At 48.1% G+C, this 14,457-nt stretch carries 15 protein-coding genes and 1 other annotated feature; of the genes, 6 read left to right on the forward strand and 9 right to left on the reverse strand.

The genetic code is table 11. From position 1 onward, the window contains the following. Nucleotides 1–52: 52 nt before the first annotated feature. On the forward strand, nt 53–544 hold the full coding sequence (gene queF / locus M3200_RS01855) for a preQ(1) synthase (protein WP_022381838.1): 492 nt from the start codon (nt 53–55) through the stop codon (nt 542–544). Between the two features lie 54 nt (nt 545–598). Here the strand turns inward: queF and M3200_RS01860 are convergent, their stop codons facing one another. From M3200_RS01860 to M3200_RS01875, 4 genes are all read right to left on the reverse strand, one after another. Next, a complete protein-coding gene (locus M3200_RS01860; protein ID WP_022381839.1) occupies nt 599–1,282 on the reverse strand; it encodes an energy-coupling factor transporter transmembrane component T family protein in 684 nt (227 codons plus the stop codon). Further along, on the reverse strand, nt 1,279–2,097 hold the full coding sequence (locus M3200_RS01865; protein ID WP_022381840.1) for an energy-coupling factor ABC transporter ATP-binding protein: 819 nt from the start codon (nt 2,095–2,097) through the stop codon (nt 1,279–1,281). The genes M3200_RS01860 and M3200_RS01865 overlap by 4 nt, the downstream gene beginning before the upstream one ends. Continuing rightward, nucleotides 2,090–3,574 carry a tryptophan transporter gene (locus M3200_RS01870; protein ID WP_022381841.1) on the reverse strand — a complete coding sequence of 495 codons (1,485 nt, stop codon included), beginning with the start codon at nt 3,572–3,574 and terminating at the stop codon, nt 2,090–2,092. Before M3200_RS01870 ends, M3200_RS01865 begins: the two co-directional genes overlap by 8 nt. Before the next feature lie 59 nt (nt 3,575–3,633). Continuing rightward, nucleotides 3,634–3,862, reverse strand: a binding site (T-box leader). Nucleotides 3,863–3,990: 128 nt separating this feature from the next. Then, nucleotides 3,991–4,485, reverse strand: coding sequence for a nitroreductase family protein (locus tag M3200_RS01875; protein WP_022381842.1), 495 nt, complete (start codon nt 4,483–4,485; stop codon nt 3,991–3,993). 315 nt (nt 4,486–4,800) lie between these two features. Between M3200_RS01875 and M3200_RS01880 the strand changes: the two genes are divergently transcribed. The 5 genes from M3200_RS01880 to M3200_RS01900 all read left to right on the forward strand — a co-directional run bounded on the left by M3200_RS01880 (nt 4,801) and on the right by M3200_RS01900 (nt 7,483). Further along, a complete protein-coding gene (locus tag M3200_RS01880) occupies nt 4,801–5,229 on the forward strand; it encodes a universal stress protein (protein WP_022381843.1) in 429 nt (142 codons plus the stop codon). 103 nt (nt 5,230–5,332) lie between these two features. After that, nucleotides 5,333–5,761 (forward strand): universal stress protein, encoded by a 429-nt coding sequence (locus tag M3200_RS01885; protein ID WP_022381844.1) that lies wholly within the window; start codon nt 5,333–5,335, stop codon nt 5,759–5,761. A 154-nt stretch (nt 5,762–5,915) separates the two neighbouring features. After that, nucleotides 5,916–6,344, forward strand: a complete 429-nt coding sequence (locus M3200_RS01890; RefSeq protein WP_231939323.1) for a universal stress protein — start codon at nt 5,916–5,918, stop codon at nt 6,342–6,344. A 206-nt stretch (nt 6,345–6,550) separates the two neighbouring features. Continuing rightward, nucleotides 6,551–6,979: a universal stress protein gene (locus M3200_RS01895; protein ID WP_022381846.1), complete on the forward strand. Its 429-nt coding sequence runs from the start codon at nt 6,551–6,553 to the stop codon at nt 6,977–6,979. An 18-nt stretch (nt 6,980–6,997) separates the two neighbouring features. Next, the gene (locus tag M3200_RS01900) at nt 6,998–7,483 is read left to right on the forward strand and encodes a universal stress protein (RefSeq protein WP_022381847.1); all 486 of its coding nucleotides are present in this window, start codon (nt 6,998–7,000) and stop codon (nt 7,481–7,483) included. A gap of 56 nt (nt 7,484–7,539) precedes the next feature. On the opposite strand, the gene M3200_RS01905 is transcribed toward M3200_RS01900, so the two are convergent. The 5 genes from M3200_RS01905 to M3200_RS01925 form a co-directional block, all read right to left on the reverse strand. Further along, nucleotides 7,540–8,394 (reverse strand): mechanosensitive ion channel family protein, encoded by an 855-nt coding sequence (locus tag M3200_RS01905; protein ID WP_022381848.1) that lies wholly within the window; start codon nt 8,392–8,394, stop codon nt 7,540–7,542. Between the two features lie 138 nt (nt 8,395–8,532). Beyond that, nucleotides 8,533–9,375, reverse strand: coding sequence for a bifunctional 5,10-methylenetetrahydrofolate dehydrogenase/5,10-methenyltetrahydrofolate cyclohydrolase (locus M3200_RS01910; protein ID WP_288178079.1), 843 nt, complete (start codon nt 9,373–9,375; stop codon nt 8,533–8,535). Nucleotides 9,376–9,385: 10 nt separating this feature from the next. Then, on the reverse strand, nt 9,386–11,053 hold the full coding sequence (locus M3200_RS01915; protein ID WP_022381850.1) for a formate--tetrahydrofolate ligase: 1,668 nt from the start codon (nt 11,051–11,053) through the stop codon (nt 9,386–9,388). Nucleotides 11,054–11,213: 160 nt separating this feature from the next. Beyond that, entirely contained in the window at nt 11,214–13,178 is a 1,965-nt protein-coding gene (locus tag M3200_RS01920) for a PASTA domain-containing penicillin-binding protein (RefSeq protein ID WP_022381851.1), read from the reverse strand. Further along, nucleotides 13,171–14,457: CCA tRNA nucleotidyltransferase (locus M3200_RS01925; RefSeq protein ID WP_288178077.1), on the reverse strand; the 1,287-nt coding region annotated here is incomplete at its 5' end. The genes M3200_RS01920 and M3200_RS01925, both read right to left, overlap by 8 nt.

Raw genomic sequence — 14,457 nt, forward strand, 5'->3', positions numbered from 1 at the left:
TGAATTATGGTATACTTAGCAAATATAGAAATTTATTTATTTGAGGTGAACAATGAGCCAGAGAGATGATTTAGACAAGCTCAACCAGCTTGGAAATAAAAACACGAAGTATTCCTATGACTATGACCCGAGCCTTCTCGAGAAGATAGAGAACAAGCATCAGGACAACGATTATTTCATCAAATTCAACTGTCCTGAATTTACGAGCCTCTGCCCGAAGACAGGCCAGCCGGATTTCGCTACGATTTACATTTCCTATATTCCTGATAAATACATGGTGGAAAGCAAATCACTGAAGCTCTATCTTTTCAGCTACAGAAACCATGGCGACTTCCATGAAGACTGTGTCAATCAGATCATGATCGACCTGATCCGCCTGCTTCGCCCGCGTTATATCGAGGTTTGGGGCAAGTTCCTGCCAAGAGGCGGCCTCTCCATCGATCCATTCTGCAACTATGGCATTCTCGGAACGGAATGGAAGGACTTCGCACGTTACCGCCTGCTGCACCATGATCTGAATCCGGAACGCATCGACAACCGTTAAAAAGGCAAAAAAGGGCATCCCGATGGGATGCCTTTTTAGTGTTTATAACCTTTTTTATGCGCCGAGTTTCAGCCTTGCATATATCACGCCGGCAGTAATGAGGACGATGAGGATCATCATAAGATAGTCTGTTCCTTTGGGCGCCACACTTTCCATGAAGGTTCTGTTCGATCCGCCGAATCCGCGAAGTTCCAGCGAAAGCGCCATGGTCTCGCTTCTTCCGAGGGAGCGGAGCATCAAAGGACGGATAATGGACATGTATCTTTTAATCTGCTTGAAGAAATTTCCTTTGACAGAAATCCCGCGGCATGCCTGCGCTTCTGCAACGGCCCTGTTTTCATCCACAAAGTCGGGAATGAAACGAAGTCCGGCCGTAAACATGAACGCATATTCATAAGGCACCTTCATCTGCTGCACCATGGCCGCCGTCAGATCCTGCAGGCGGACAGTGCCAAGAAGGTAAATGAAGATAATCGTCATGCCCAGCATCCGCAAGGCAGCTACGACAGATTCCACATTGGAACCGCCCCCGATTTTCTCGATGAGTCCAAGAAATGCGGCAAATACCGTAAGCATAACGAGAGCTTTGATGCTTCTGAAGAGTTCTCCTGAGACAAGAAGAATCAGGATTTCAAAAAGGCAGAGAAGAAGAAGGCTTTCAGGCTTCTGGAGAACGATCGCCCAGACGGCTGTTCCCAGCGTCAGTATTATTTTCGTCAGCGGAACAAGATTTCTCATAAAGCTCCCTCTCCTTTCAAAGCGATAAATGTCCTGCAGAAGCTGTCCATATCACGGCAGTAAGGTGCGCCTGGCAGTTTCCTTCCCAAAAGGACGGATGCCGGGTAAAGAAGCCCCCAGTCTTCCGGACGGTTCTTTGCGGAGAATAGTTCTTCCGGCCTGCCGTCAAAGGCAACTTTATGGGATGCGATAACGATGACTCTCGTGCAGTCGCGGGCTACGATATCCATATCATGCGTGACAAGGATGATTGTAATTCCCCTCTGCTGCAGGCTCTCCATTAGACGCATCAGCATTTTCTTTTCATGCCCGTCCTGCCCGCTTGTCGGTTCATCGAGGATCAGATACTCAGTATCCATGGCCAGGGCAGATGCGATGGCGACACGCTGCTGATCGCCGCGGGAAAGGGTCCTCGGATATGCTTCCGCAAGAGCTGTCGTGTCCGTTTCCATCATGGCTTTTTCAACCATGCGGTTGAGCTCCTCGCCCCGTTTCCCCTGATGATACGGTCCCAATGCAATTTCCTCGCGGACAGTCGGCATGAACATCTGCCTGTCCGGCTGCTGGAATACATAACCGATGAATCGGCTTCTTTCTGATGCCTCTTCCTTTGTTATATCTTTTCCTTCGTAAAGCACTCGTCCTTCCGTCGGTTTTTCAAGCCCGGTCAGAAGGCGGGTGATTGTCGTCTTGCCGCTTCCGTTCCTGCCCGTGATGGCAATGAATTCGCCTTTCCCGAATTTCAGGGATGTGTCTGAAAGAACGACCGGCATATTCTTCGCATATCTGAATGTTACATGATCAAATTCAAGCATTGTCCCGGCCTCCTTCAAACGAATGGATGATAGATTCCTTGGCTGCCTCTACATTCAGAAAAGGATTCTTGAATGTGAAGCCATGTTCTTCAAGTTCGAGCTGCGCTCTGTACATATCCGGAATCGCCTCTTCATAGACATGGCTCTTTCTCATGAAGCGCATGACTTTTTCCGGATCCCCGGAGCTGATGATTTCGCCCTGATCCATCAGAACGAACTCTGTTGCGTAAGGAAGAGCCGCTTCGAGATGATGCTCAGCGACAATAACGGTCAAGCCTTCTTTCTGGTTCAGTTCTCCGACCATTTCATAGAACTCGCGGATTCCTTCCGGATCCAAGGCCGATGTCGGTTCGTCGAATACAAGAACCTGCGGTTCTTCTGCAAGGACAGCTGCTGCCACGAGTCTCTGGCACTGTCCGCCAGAAAGTGTGGCTACCTTTCTGTCTTCAAGTCCTGTCAGATGGACTTTTGCCAGGGCCTCTTCTGAACGGCGGCGGATTTCCTCAGGCGGGAAGCCATGGTTTTCCAGCGTAAATGCCATTTCCTCCCCGACAGTCAAAGTAACGATCTGCGCTTTGTAATCGGCAAGAATGACGCCGATGGAAGAAGCAAGGTCGGCAATCGTGTGCTGTGTGACGGCCTTGCCGTCTGTATAAACCATTCCCTGCATCGTTCCGCCGTAGTAATGAGGAATGGCGCCTGCCATGGACATGAGAAGTGTCGTCTTCCCTGCTCCGTTAGGTCCTGTAACTACAATGAAATCTCCCTTCTGTACTGTCATGGATACATCCTTCAGTGCCGGCTCTTTTGAGAAAGGATATGTGTAAGTCAGATGCTCTACACTGATGACGCCTTCATTTTCCTGCTTCAGGATTATTTTGCTGTGATCGCTGTCTTCTACATCCGATTCCGCCATATAGTGCATCGTCTTGAAAAGGCGGAGCGCCGGGAAGTAAAGGAATGGTGTAATGATTCCGTTGCCTACGCCGACCAGAAGCACCATCGGAAGCATACCGTATACATATACGCTCATAGGAAGCCCCATGACAAGTGTCAGAATCGATACGAAGACGAAGCCCGAAACCAGTGTCGTCACAAAGCCTGCAAGTGCCGGGCGGAGTGAAAACTTTCCAATGCGGATCGGAGGCACGGAATGGGCAAAGAATCCTGCCACATAAGCGCCAAAGAATTCAGAAGCAAAATCTCCGTACGGAAAAGCGGATTTACTGGTAAATACCTCCATCAGAGCTGCCACCATACAAATCCCCAGACATTTTTTGTAATCCGGTTTCGTCAGAAGAATCGCAACGACATAGGTCGCAATCATCCAGTTTGGCGTAAAGCCGGCTACAGATGGGGAAACCAAGTGCAGCAGCATACCGATTGCCAGCATCAGCGTAGAGATCGTCAGCCAGCGGAAACGTCCCCCTCTCGCCTTGGTAAAGACAAGCTTGGATACATCCTTCATCGCTTCCATAATATTTTCTCCCTCCGCTGTAATCAATAAAAAAACCTTTCTCCCAATTGCCGAAACGGCAAAGGGACGAAAGGAAATAATTCCGCGGTACCACCCTTGTTGGCCAAAAGGCCCAACTCAGTGCATATGCATCTTCTGTAACGGAGAAATCCGGCGGCGCCTACCCCAATCATGGCTCAGACCGCACCTCACAGGCCCATTCGTATGACTTCGCGTACCGGACTTGCACTCGACGCCGGCTCCCTGAAACGATTCCATCATAGTACTCTTCCTGATCACAGGTTCTTTCTATTAAACGAATTATAGCATTCACAATTCGCACTGTCAAAGAAATTTTCCAAACACTTTGGGACAGAAATCAGCAATTCGACTCTTTCCATTAAAAAGAGCCCTGCTGCCGCAGGACTCCTTTTCCATTATTTGATTTCGTGAATTTTTGACGGATCGAATCTGTCGTGCGCTTTAGGCTCTCTTGCAGGGTACCCATAGGCAAAAATAGCAAACGGCCGGACTGAATCGGGAAGATTCAGGATTTCACTCACTGCATCCATCCTGTCTTTGAACGGAGAGACGCCAAGCCATACGCCGCCCAAGCCAACATCTCCCGCTGCCAGCCACATATTCCCCATAGCAAGGCTCACATCGTAATCGGAAACCTGCGGCCATTCGCACTCATTCCGGACAGCAGCTGCGATCGCTATAGGTGCCCTTGCGGCAGGCCCTGCATAAGGGCTGATCTTGGAGAGTTTTTCCAGGATATCCCGGTTCGTGATGACGTAGAATTCCCATGGCTGCTGATTGCCTGCCGACGGCGCCTGCATGGCAGCTTTCAGGAGATACTCTGTTTTCTCTGCCTCAACCGGCTGATCCAGATAACGCCTGATACTGGTCCTTTTAAAAATCTGATCCATTTTTTACCCCTTCCATAAAAATTTATTCAAAACACAGATTTTGTAATTTCTAATCTTATATAAGTATAGCAAACTATGATTTTTACGACAAATACTTCGTTTTATTCATTATGTCTTGCGCTTTCCTCAACTTTTAAACCAATGATTAATTGGAGCAAAAATTTCAATAAAAATAATATCATGCAGTATAAAAATTACCAATTTTACTTTTATATTTTCTTGTGTTCTAATTAAGTTAGAAGAGGGGAAATACGGCATAGTCCGCAGTGTGAGTCAAATCATTTTCATTATATTTTGTAAGAGTAGGTGATTGATATGGAATTCAAAAAAATCCTTGTTCCGGTTGATGGTTCCGATCCATCCATGAACGCATTCCATTGTGCACTGGATCTGGCAAAAGCACACAAGACAGAAATGATTCTGCTCTATGTCATCGATGCCAATGAAATGTTCTATGCAACCAATCAGGTCATGCTTTCTGGCGAATTCTTCGAAACCATGAAGGGTGTAGGCACCAAACTGATTGAAAAACTGGTGAGCGAGATTCCTGAAGATGTTCCCCACAAATCCATCTGTGTCGTAGGCATTCCTGGTGAAACAGCATCGGATATTGCCAAGTCAGAAGAAGTAGACCTCATCGTCATGGGCAACAGCGGCAAGGGCGCATTCAATGCTTTCGTCACAGGCAGTGTCAGCCAGTACGTCATCCACCACGTAGAATGCCCGGTTCTGATTGTCAAGTAATCAGAGTTTACAAAAGAATCCGCATGTTTCTTCCTGAGAAGTGAATTATCGTGCATGCGGTCTGTCTTTTCCCTGATTTGAATTCATAAGGAGAATGATCAAAATGGAATTCAAAAAAATTCTCGTTCCGGTCGATGGCTCGGAAGCCGCCGGAAACGCTCTGCACTATGCTGTAAACATGGCAAGAAATCATGGTTCTTCCATTACCCTGATCAGCGTTGTTGATGCCAATGATCTTCTGAGAGAAACCAATGACGTCATGCTGACCGATGAATTCATGGAAACCCTCAAAGTCGAAGGCAAGGAAATCGTTGCCCAGGCTGCCAAGGACATTCCGGAAGAGATTCCCCATGATGAAGTCACTGTCCTGGGCACACCAGGCTATCTCATTGCCAAACACGCTGAAGAAGAAGGCGTAGACCTCATTGTTATGGGCAACAGCGGCAAAGGTGCATTTTCTTCCTTTGTTACCGGCAGTGTCAGCCAGTATGTCATTCACCACGTAAAATGCCCTGTACTGATTGTTAAATAAATAATGAGCCCGGATATCCATCTTCCGGGCTCATTTTGCATTTCGAAGGATATAAAATTAATTCATTTTACTTTTCCAGCCGATTGTGCTGTAATAAAGACAGGAAAGCTGGTATTTCTATTCATTTTCATTATCCGGAGGGTGTGTGATCATTATGGAAATCAAGACAATTCTAATCCCGGTCGATGGCTCTGAACCTGCCGAGAATGCATTCCGTTACGGCGTAGGGCTGGCAGAAGAGAATGAAGCCACTATCGTTCTTCTCCACGTCCTGGATGCCAATGAAACATACTATGCAACAAACCGTGTGATGCTGGCTGGCGGTATGCTCGACGAAAGAAAAGAAACAGCACAGAGAGTCATGGATCAGATGAAATCTCAGGTTCCGGAAGGAATCACCTGCAAAACAGTCATTGCAGCCGGCGTCCCAGGTGAAACAGCGTGCCGCACTGCAAAAGAAGAAAATGCTGATTTGATTGTAGTAGGCAACAGCGGCAAGGGCGCCATTTCCTCCTTCGTTATGGGAAGCGTCAGCCGTTACATCATTCATCATGTACACTGCCCTGTCCTTGTCGTCAAATAAACAGAATTTCCAAAGACCGCTTTTGCGGTCTTTTTTTTATTCCTCTCCCCCCTATTTTCTTCTGTACTTCATTGAAATACCTATGCACCACTATAAAAATAAACAATTTTACTTTTTGATATCTATATGTTGTAATTAAGATAAGAGCGGTGTTTCCAAAATCCTTTTGGATTTATTAATTTAATCAAGACAAGAAGGTGTCCCCCATGGAAACAAAAAAAATTCTAGTTCCAGTCGACGGATCAGAACCTGCAAACCGTGCTTTCCACATTGCACTCGATCTGGCTGCCAAAGACAAAGCAGAAGTCACGCTTATTGATGTCGTCGATGCCAATGACATGCTCTATGCAACAAGCAAGGTCATGATCTCCCCTGAGTTCTATACGACCATCAAGAGAAAAGGGAAAGAACTCATTACGAAACTGGAAAAGGAAATTCCTGAATCCATCCCCCACTCCACTGAAATTCATGTCGGCCTTCCGGGCCAGATGATTGCCAGTGTCGCAAAAGAAGGGCATTTTGATCTGATCATCATGGGCAACAGCGGCAAGGGAGCTCTTGATGCTTTCGTCACAGGAAGCGTCAGCCAGTATGTCATTCATCATGCCAACTGCCCGGTCATGATTGTTAAATAAGGAAGCGAGATAGAATCCATGGAAATGAAGAAAATCCTTGTCCCGATCGACGGGTCCGAACCATCCAAAAATGCATTCAAGCTGGCTCTTGCGCTGGCTTCAAAAATGGACAGCGAAGTCATCCTTCTCAATGTTGCTGATGTCAATGAAATGACATATACGGTCGAACAATTTGATATCCTGACCGATTCTTATTTCGGCAAGAAGGATATGCCTGCCGGCGAGTACAAAGATTACCGTGCAGACGTATTCAAGGCAGCCAACGAAAAAGGCAATGAATTGACAAGGGAACTCGTTGAACAGATCCCGGAGGGCATTACCTATACCGTTACAACGAAGATCGGCACCCCGGGCCCAACCATTGTCAGAGCTGTCAAGGAACTGGAAGCAGACATAGTCGTCATGGGAAACAGCGGCAAAGGCGCCCTTTCCTCCTTCGTCACCGGCAGCGTCAGCCAGTACGTCATGCATCATGTAGAATGCCCGGTAACAATTGTTAAATAATCACCCAGTAAAAAAGACTGCGAACACGAATGTATTCACAGTCTTTTTATTGCATATCAGTCTTTTGCCTGATGGACGACGACCTGCGGGAACGGGATATCGATTCCTGCATCATCAAGTTTCTTCTTGATGGCTATATACAGTTCATTCTGCGCCGTGAAGTAATCTTCACTCAGAACCGTTGCACGGATGTAGATATTAATGGAAGAATCCCCGAGTCCATTGACATAAATGGCGATATCATCCTTGTTCATGACATACTTATTCTCATGGAACACTTCTTTCAGAAGCTCAATACAGTGAGCAAGGTCCGTACCATAGCCTACACCGATATTAAACTGCAGGTTTCTCGTATTGAACGAAGAATAGTTCATGATGACACTATTTGTGAGTGAGGAATTCGGTATGACGATCATCTGATTTCCCATTGTGGAAATCTCCGTGTACATAATCCGGATATCAACAACCGTTCCCTGATTCGTTCCTACTGCAATATAATCTCCCACGCTGAACGGGCGGAAAATCAAAATGAAAATGCCCGAAGCAACGTTTCCGATGTTGTCTTTAAGACCGAGGCCGATAGCAAGTCCGATACCGCCAAATGCAGCTGCGAGCGTTCCTGCTGCCACGCCGGCTGTGCTCAGTGCGATAATGGTAACGATGGCCAGGCAGAAGAAAAATGCAATCTCACTGACGAAACTTCTGGCCGATGGATCGACCTTCCCTTTTTCAAGAATCTTGATGATTCCCTGACGGATATACCGGCAGATCACATACCCGACAATAAATATGATAATTGCTTCAAGAAGATCGATTCCCCTGTTGAAAGCAAAATTTTCTAATCCGTTTATTACTTTGGCCGTGATTCCGACTTCGTCAGTAACCACTTTTGTAACTACGTTTGGTTCCACAGTCTCTTCCTTTCTTAATACTTATATCAAATCATTCCTCTTTATTCTAACATATGAGAAAGGAGCAGGCAGGGAATTCATGAAATTTTATAAATCCATAGAAAAGGAGCCGCAGATTTTGCGGCTCTTTCGTGTTCTTTAATCGCGGATGAATTTCTCTCCGGCTTTGATAATATTCTCGATGACCATGGCTGTCGTTACGCTTCCTACGCCTCCTGGAACCGGAGTGATGCATCCGGCTTTCTCAGAGACATTGTCGTAATCGACATCGCCAACGGTCTTTCCGTTTACACGGTTGATGCCCACATCAATGACGACGGCGCCTTCTTTGACCATATCTGCTGTCACGTATCCAGGTCTTCCAACAGCAGCGACAAGAACATCAGCCTCGCGTGTCAAACTTGTCAGATCCTTTGTATGAGAGTGGCAGATCGTTACTGTTGCATTCTCCTTCAGGAGCATAATGGAAACCGGTTTCCCGATGACATTGCTGCGCCCTATGACGACGACGCGCTTTCCATTCATTTCAATCTTATAATGCTTCAGGATTGCCATGACGGCGCGCGGTGTATTTCCGAAGAGTCCGTCTTTCCCGGCAAAAAGTCTTCCTGCATTCATGTCCGTCAGCCCGTCTACATCCTTATCCGGATCAATGAGTGCAATCATCTTTTCAGGATCGATCTGCTCCGGAAGCGGCATCATCATAAGAATGCCTGTTATTTCATCATCATTGCTGAGATCGGTGATTAATTTCCCAAGCTCATCTTCGCTGACATCTTCTGCTTCCTTGAATATGCCTGAATTGATGCCATAACTTTTAGCAGCTTTCTGCATGAAGGATGCATACATGGCAGAGGGCTTGCTGTCTCCCGCCAGAATGATGGCAAGCTTTGGTTCATACCTCTTCGCCTTCAGTTTTGCCAGGCGTTCTGCCAGTTCCTTTTTAAGAGCTGCTGCTACTTCTTTTCCATCTAAAATCATTGCTGCCATATCAGAAGAGCCCCGTAATATTTCCTTCGTCATCCACATCGATACGTTCAGCAGCCGGACGGCGCGGAAGTCCCGGCATCGTCATGATCTTGCCAGTCAGAGCGACGACAAAGCCTGCGCCGGCAGATACTTTGACTTCTCTGACATGGAGTGTAAATCCTGAAGGTGCTCCCAGCTTGGACGGATCATCACTGAAGGATACCGGTGTCTTTGCAATGCAGACAGGCATCTTTCCGTATCCCATTTCTTCAATGTGCGCCAGTTCTTTTGCAGCGGCACCGTCAAATGCCACGCCGTCAGCGCCATAAATTTCTTTTGCAATGGTTTCAATCTTTTCCTTAAGGGAAAGGTCCAGATCATAAAGCGGCCTGTAATTGGATCCCTGATCAATGGCTGCCAGTACTTTTTCACCCAGATCAAGTCCGCCTTCACCGCCGTCAGCAAAGACAGTGGATTCAGCAACAGGTACGCCGGCTTCCTTGCATGCTTCGAAAGCGACTTTCTTTTCTTCTTCTGTATCGGATGGGAACATGTTCAAAGCAACTACGATCGGCAGGCCATACTTCTTCAGGTTGTGCATATGGCGAAGCAGATTCGGAAGGCCTCTCTTTACAGCTTCCGGATCGGATTCTGTCAGTTCGTTCTTTGCCTTTCCGCCGTTCATCTTTAGTGCGCGGATGGTAGCGACGAGGACTGCAGCATCTGGTTTGAGACCTGCGAAACGGCACTTGATGTCCAGGAATTTTTCTGCGCCAAGGTCAGCACCGAATCCTGCTTCCGTAACGACGTAATCAGCAAGATGCAGAGCTGTTCTTGTTGCCAGGACAGAGTTGCATCCGTGAGCGATATTGGCAAACGGGCCGCCGTGAATGAAGGCCGGGACATGTTCGAGTGTCTGTACCAGGTTTGGCTTCAGTGCATCCTTCATCAGTGCGGTCATAGCGCCCTGTGCATGAATGTCGCCTGCAGTAACCGGTTTATTGTCATAGGTATAGCCGACAATGATTCTTGCAAATCTTTCTTTCATGTCATGGATCGAATCTGCCAGGCAGAGGATAGCCATAACTTCGGAAGCGACGGTAATATCGAAGCCGCCTTCTCTTGGCACTCCGTTTGCATGGCCGCCGAGACCTACAACGATATGACGGAGAACACGGTCATTCATATCCATGACGCGATTCCATACAACGCGTCTGGGATCAATGTTGAGTTCATTTCCCTGCTGGATGTGATTGTCGACCATAGCTGCCAGAAGGTTATGCGCAGCTGTGATTGCATGGAGGTCTCCGGTGAAATGAAGGTTGATGTCTTCCATCGGTACGACCTGGGAATAGCCGCCGCCGGCAGCACCGCCTTTTATGCCCATGCATGGTCCAAGGGATGGTTCACGCAGGCAGATCATCGTCTTTTTGCCCAGTTTGGACAGAGCCTGTCCGAGGCCGACGGTCGTCGTTGTCTTGCCTTCTCCGGCAGGTGTTGGTGAAATAGCTGTCACAAGAATCAGCTTTCCCTGTGGTTTTGACAGCACCTCATTCGTGAATTTCAAGGATACTTTGGCTTTGTACGGTCCGTAATTTTCCAGATTTTCAGGAGCAATACCGACTTTCTCACCAATTTCAACAATCGGTTTCATCTCCGCTTTCTGTGCGATTTCAATGTCACTCAGCATCTCTTTTTTCCCCTTTCATGGCAACGGTGAAATAAAGGTAAATCTTTATTTATTATAGCATGCAAGACACTATGCCGCATAAAAACGTACAGGAAATATGGTCATTTTATGTTTTGGAAAACCGCCAGCAAAAAACTCTCCCCGAAGGAAGAGTCTTTTATTACTGCCGGAAATATACGTGGACGCTTGAGCCTCTCTTTACAGTTGCCCCTATTCCGGGATCCTGCTTGTAGGCATAGCCGCTTCCTTCAGGCTGGAAACCGAGTCCTGCGCGGGTCAGCCATTCTCCCGTGTCGCGGATCGTCCATCCTGTAAAGCTTGGAAGCCTGAATTCTTTCACATCCTCTGATGGAATTGCCGGCTTGTACGTTTCAATATCCTTTGCTTTCGGCTTTGCATGCGTTGCTTCATCTTCCAGTGTCAGTACTGAAAGGTAATGCATGATATGCGTCATGGCTTCCTTGAAAACAGGAGCTGCTACCTGGCCGCCATAGTATACGCCTTTTGGTGTATCCAGTACGACAAGGCATATAGCCCTTGGATCTTCCGTAGGGCCGAAGCCGCAGAAGGATGCGATGTACTGGTTTTTAAGATACCCGCCGTTGACTGCATCGATTTTCTGTGCCGTACCGGTTTTCCCTGCCATATGGTAGCCATCAACCTGCGCATTTGTGCCGCCGCCGGATGCGACTTCCTTTTCCATCATGTCCTTGACTTCATCAGCCACTTCCTTGGATACAGGATTTCCGCTGATTTCCGTCTGATTGACCTTGTAATCGCTTCCATCCGGATTCTTGATTTCCTTGATGATATGCGGCTTGACCATTTGTCCGCCGTTTGCCAGGGCGCTGTATGCCTGCACCATCTGGAGCGGTGTTACCGCAATGCCCTGCCCGATGGACATGGTCGCCACATCGATAGCACGCATTTCCTTCGGATTGAAGAGAACGCCCGATCCCTCGCCAGGAAGATCGATTCCGGTCGGTTTCCCAAAGCCGAATTTCTTTGCATATTCCGTCAGTATATCTCCGCCGGTCAGAAGCCCTATATGAGCAAAGCCGGTATTGATGGAGAATTTCAGGATATCAACGAGACGGACATCGCCATAGGATTCATCATCCCAGTTCCTGATGGCATGGCCGGATGCCCAGACTGCCCCGGGATCGTGCCAGACACGCTGCGTGTCATATGTTTTGGCTGCCAGAGCAGCCGCTGCAACGACAGGCTTGAATGTCGATCCTGGTTCGTAAATATCGACAACGGCACGGTTCTTGAATTCTGCTTCTGTCGCCTTGTCAAAGTGGTTCGGGTCATAGGAAGGCCTGTTTCCAAGCGCAAGGATAGCCCCTGTCTTAGGATCCATGACGATAATGATGCCGCCGGATGCTTTGGTGCTTGTCATAGCGCGGTCGAGCGCTCTTTCTGCATAGAACTGGATATTCTGATCGATTGTCAGATACACGGATCGTTCATTTTCAGCCTTGTACGGAGCAAGAGCCGACTCCAGAATCGGATTTCCCCGGGCATCGGTCAGAAGCATCTGCTTGCTCTTGCCTCCGTGGATCAGGTCATCCAGCGACATTTCAAGCCCGTCGAGCCCCTTGTCATCGAGACCTACAAAGCCCAGCACATTCGCTGCCATAGGGCCATTGGGATAGAATCTGCGGCTTTCATCGAAGAAGCCGAAGCCTTTCCACCCTTTTTCCTTGATCAGAGCCTGCACTTTATCGGAATCTTCCGGATCCATCAAACGCTCCAGCCATACGAAGCGTGTTTTCCTCGACATGGCCTTCGCCAGGTCTGATTCATTTTTCTTCAGAATCGGAGCGAGGTCTTTCGCTGCTTCTGCTGCGCTGACGTTCATTGTCCCGGGGTCTGCATACAAGGATTTGACCATGATGGAAAAAGCAAGTTCCTTGCCGTTCGTATCGTAGATCGTTCCTCTTGGTGAATAGAGTGTCTGCACGCCTTCGGTCTGGTTCATCGCCATTTCCTCATACTGGCTTCCGCGGGCAATCTGGATCCAACCAAGTCTTCCGGCAAGCAAAAATCCGACGATGCATAGGATGCCCGCCATCTTCCTGCTTCTGGATTTCATGATTTTTTCAGGACCTGATTTACTCATGCGATCTTCTCCTCATATAACGGACTGCTGCATCGTAGATGGCCGCAGGTTCATTTTCAAGGCTTCCGCTCTGCACGCGGATAAGAAGGTTCTTCATTCCTTCAGGCGTCTTCTCTCCTAAAAGGAGGGGAACACGCTTGTCATAATGAAGTTCCTTTGTTGAAACAGGGATTTCCAGCGCAAGCCGGGACATGTATTCTCCGATTTCCTGATGTCCCCTTGTATCGGCGTCCGGATTTCCGCATCCTATAATGTCTGCGATGGAAAGATCTGTCATCTGCAGCATGGCTTCCGATACATCGGCCGACGTCGGGAATGCTTTTTCTCTGGCAATCTGCCTTATCCACTTGTCGGGATGTGATTTCGGATCGTTGGCAATGGTATGGAATCTCATATGATTTTCTACCAGCCAGGTTACACGGTTGACAAAGGCTTTCGGACGTTTCCAGTGCTTCAGGAGCGCTCTGGTCATTTCAGCCCCTTTCTTATCATGGCCGTAATCAGTAAGCCGTCCCTTGTGAATGCCCCTGACACCAGGCATTCCTTTGCCTACGTCATGAAGAAGAGCCGCCCAGCGGTTGATGAGTAATGGTTTTGATGCATCAAGAACGGCCAGTGTGTGATACCAGCCGTCGAACTTATGAAATTCTTTCTGCTGCGGAAGTCCCACCAGGTGAGAAAGTTCCGGAAGAATGGCAATTTCCGTTTCTTTGCCGTATTCCGTTGCATGGCAGAAACATTCATTAAGCCCTGTACGCACAAGAAGGTCAAAGCCGCGCGCTGCATGCGGCGTCACAATCAGCCGGTCTATTTCACTTTCCACTCTCTCAAGCGAAAGTCCCTTCACCCGTTCAAAGGCGGAAGGCATGCCGTCAATCAGTGAACGATCCGCCATGAAATCCAGCTGTCCCAGAAAACGGCAGGCACGGAAAAGGCGGAGCGCATCCTCTGAAAAGCGCTTGGATGACTCACCGACCGTACGGAGCCTTTTCCGGTCCAGATCAGAAACGCCATCAAAGTAATCATAAATCACGCCGTCTGCATCGACAGCCATGGCATTGACAGTGAAGTCGCGGCGCATCAGGTCTTCCTTCAGATCGGATGCAAAATGCACTTCACTTGGACGATGTGCATCCTGCCCGTACGTTTCGCTCCGGAAAGTCGTCACTTCATAGCTCATGCCATCAATGACGATGATAACTGTTCCAAAGCGGCGTCCCTCTCCTCCAATGGCTTTCCATCCGCGGCTTTCTGCCACGCGGATCGTTTCATCCGGAAG

Origin of the sequence: Dialister sp. CAG:357 (genome assembly GCF_000435155.1) — a bacterium.
GTDB classification, from domain to species: Bacteria; Bacillota; Negativicutes; order Veillonellales; family Dialisteraceae; genus Dialister; species Dialister hominis.

Excerpts from the sequence above, each read along its gene's own strand:
- queF (WP_022381838.1), top strand. The coding sequence starts at position 53 with ATGAGCCAGAGAGATGATTTAGACAAGCTCAACCAGCTTGGAAATAAA.
- M3200_RS01860 (WP_022381839.1), bottom strand. The coding sequence starts at position 1,282 with ATGAGAAATCTTGTTCCGCTGACGAAAATAATACTGACGCTGGGAACA.
- M3200_RS01865 (WP_022381840.1), bottom strand. The coding sequence starts at position 2,097 with ATGCTTGAATTTGATCATGTAACATTCAGATATGCGAAGAATATGCCG.
- M3200_RS01870 (WP_022381841.1), bottom strand. The coding sequence starts at position 3,574 with ATGGAAGCGATGAAGGATGTATCCAAGCTTGTCTTTACCAAGGCGAGA.
- M3200_RS01875 (WP_022381842.1), bottom strand. The coding sequence starts at position 4,485 with ATGGATCAGATTTTTAAAAGGACCAGTATCAGGCGTTATCTGGATCAG.
- M3200_RS01880 (WP_022381843.1), top strand. The coding sequence starts at position 4,801 with ATGGAATTCAAAAAAATCCTTGTTCCGGTTGATGGTTCCGATCCATCC.
- M3200_RS01885 (WP_022381844.1), top strand. The coding sequence starts at position 5,333 with ATGGAATTCAAAAAAATTCTCGTTCCGGTCGATGGCTCGGAAGCCGCC.
- M3200_RS01890 (WP_231939323.1), top strand. The coding sequence starts at position 5,916 with ATGGAAATCAAGACAATTCTAATCCCGGTCGATGGCTCTGAACCTGCC.
- M3200_RS01895 (WP_022381846.1), top strand. The coding sequence starts at position 6,551 with ATGGAAACAAAAAAAATTCTAGTTCCAGTCGACGGATCAGAACCTGCA.
- M3200_RS01900 (WP_022381847.1), top strand. The coding sequence starts at position 6,998 with ATGGAAATGAAGAAAATCCTTGTCCCGATCGACGGGTCCGAACCATCC.
- M3200_RS01910 (WP_288178079.1), bottom strand. The coding sequence starts at position 9,375 with ATGATTTTAGATGGAAAAGAAGTAGCAGCAGCTCTTAAAAAGGAACTG.
- M3200_RS01915 (WP_022381850.1), bottom strand. The coding sequence starts at position 11,053 with ATGCTGAGTGACATTGAAATCGCACAGAAAGCGGAGATGAAACCGATT.
- M3200_RS01920 (WP_022381851.1), bottom strand. The coding sequence starts at position 13,178 with ATGAGTAAATCAGGTCCTGAAAAAATCATGAAATCCAGAAGCAGGAAG.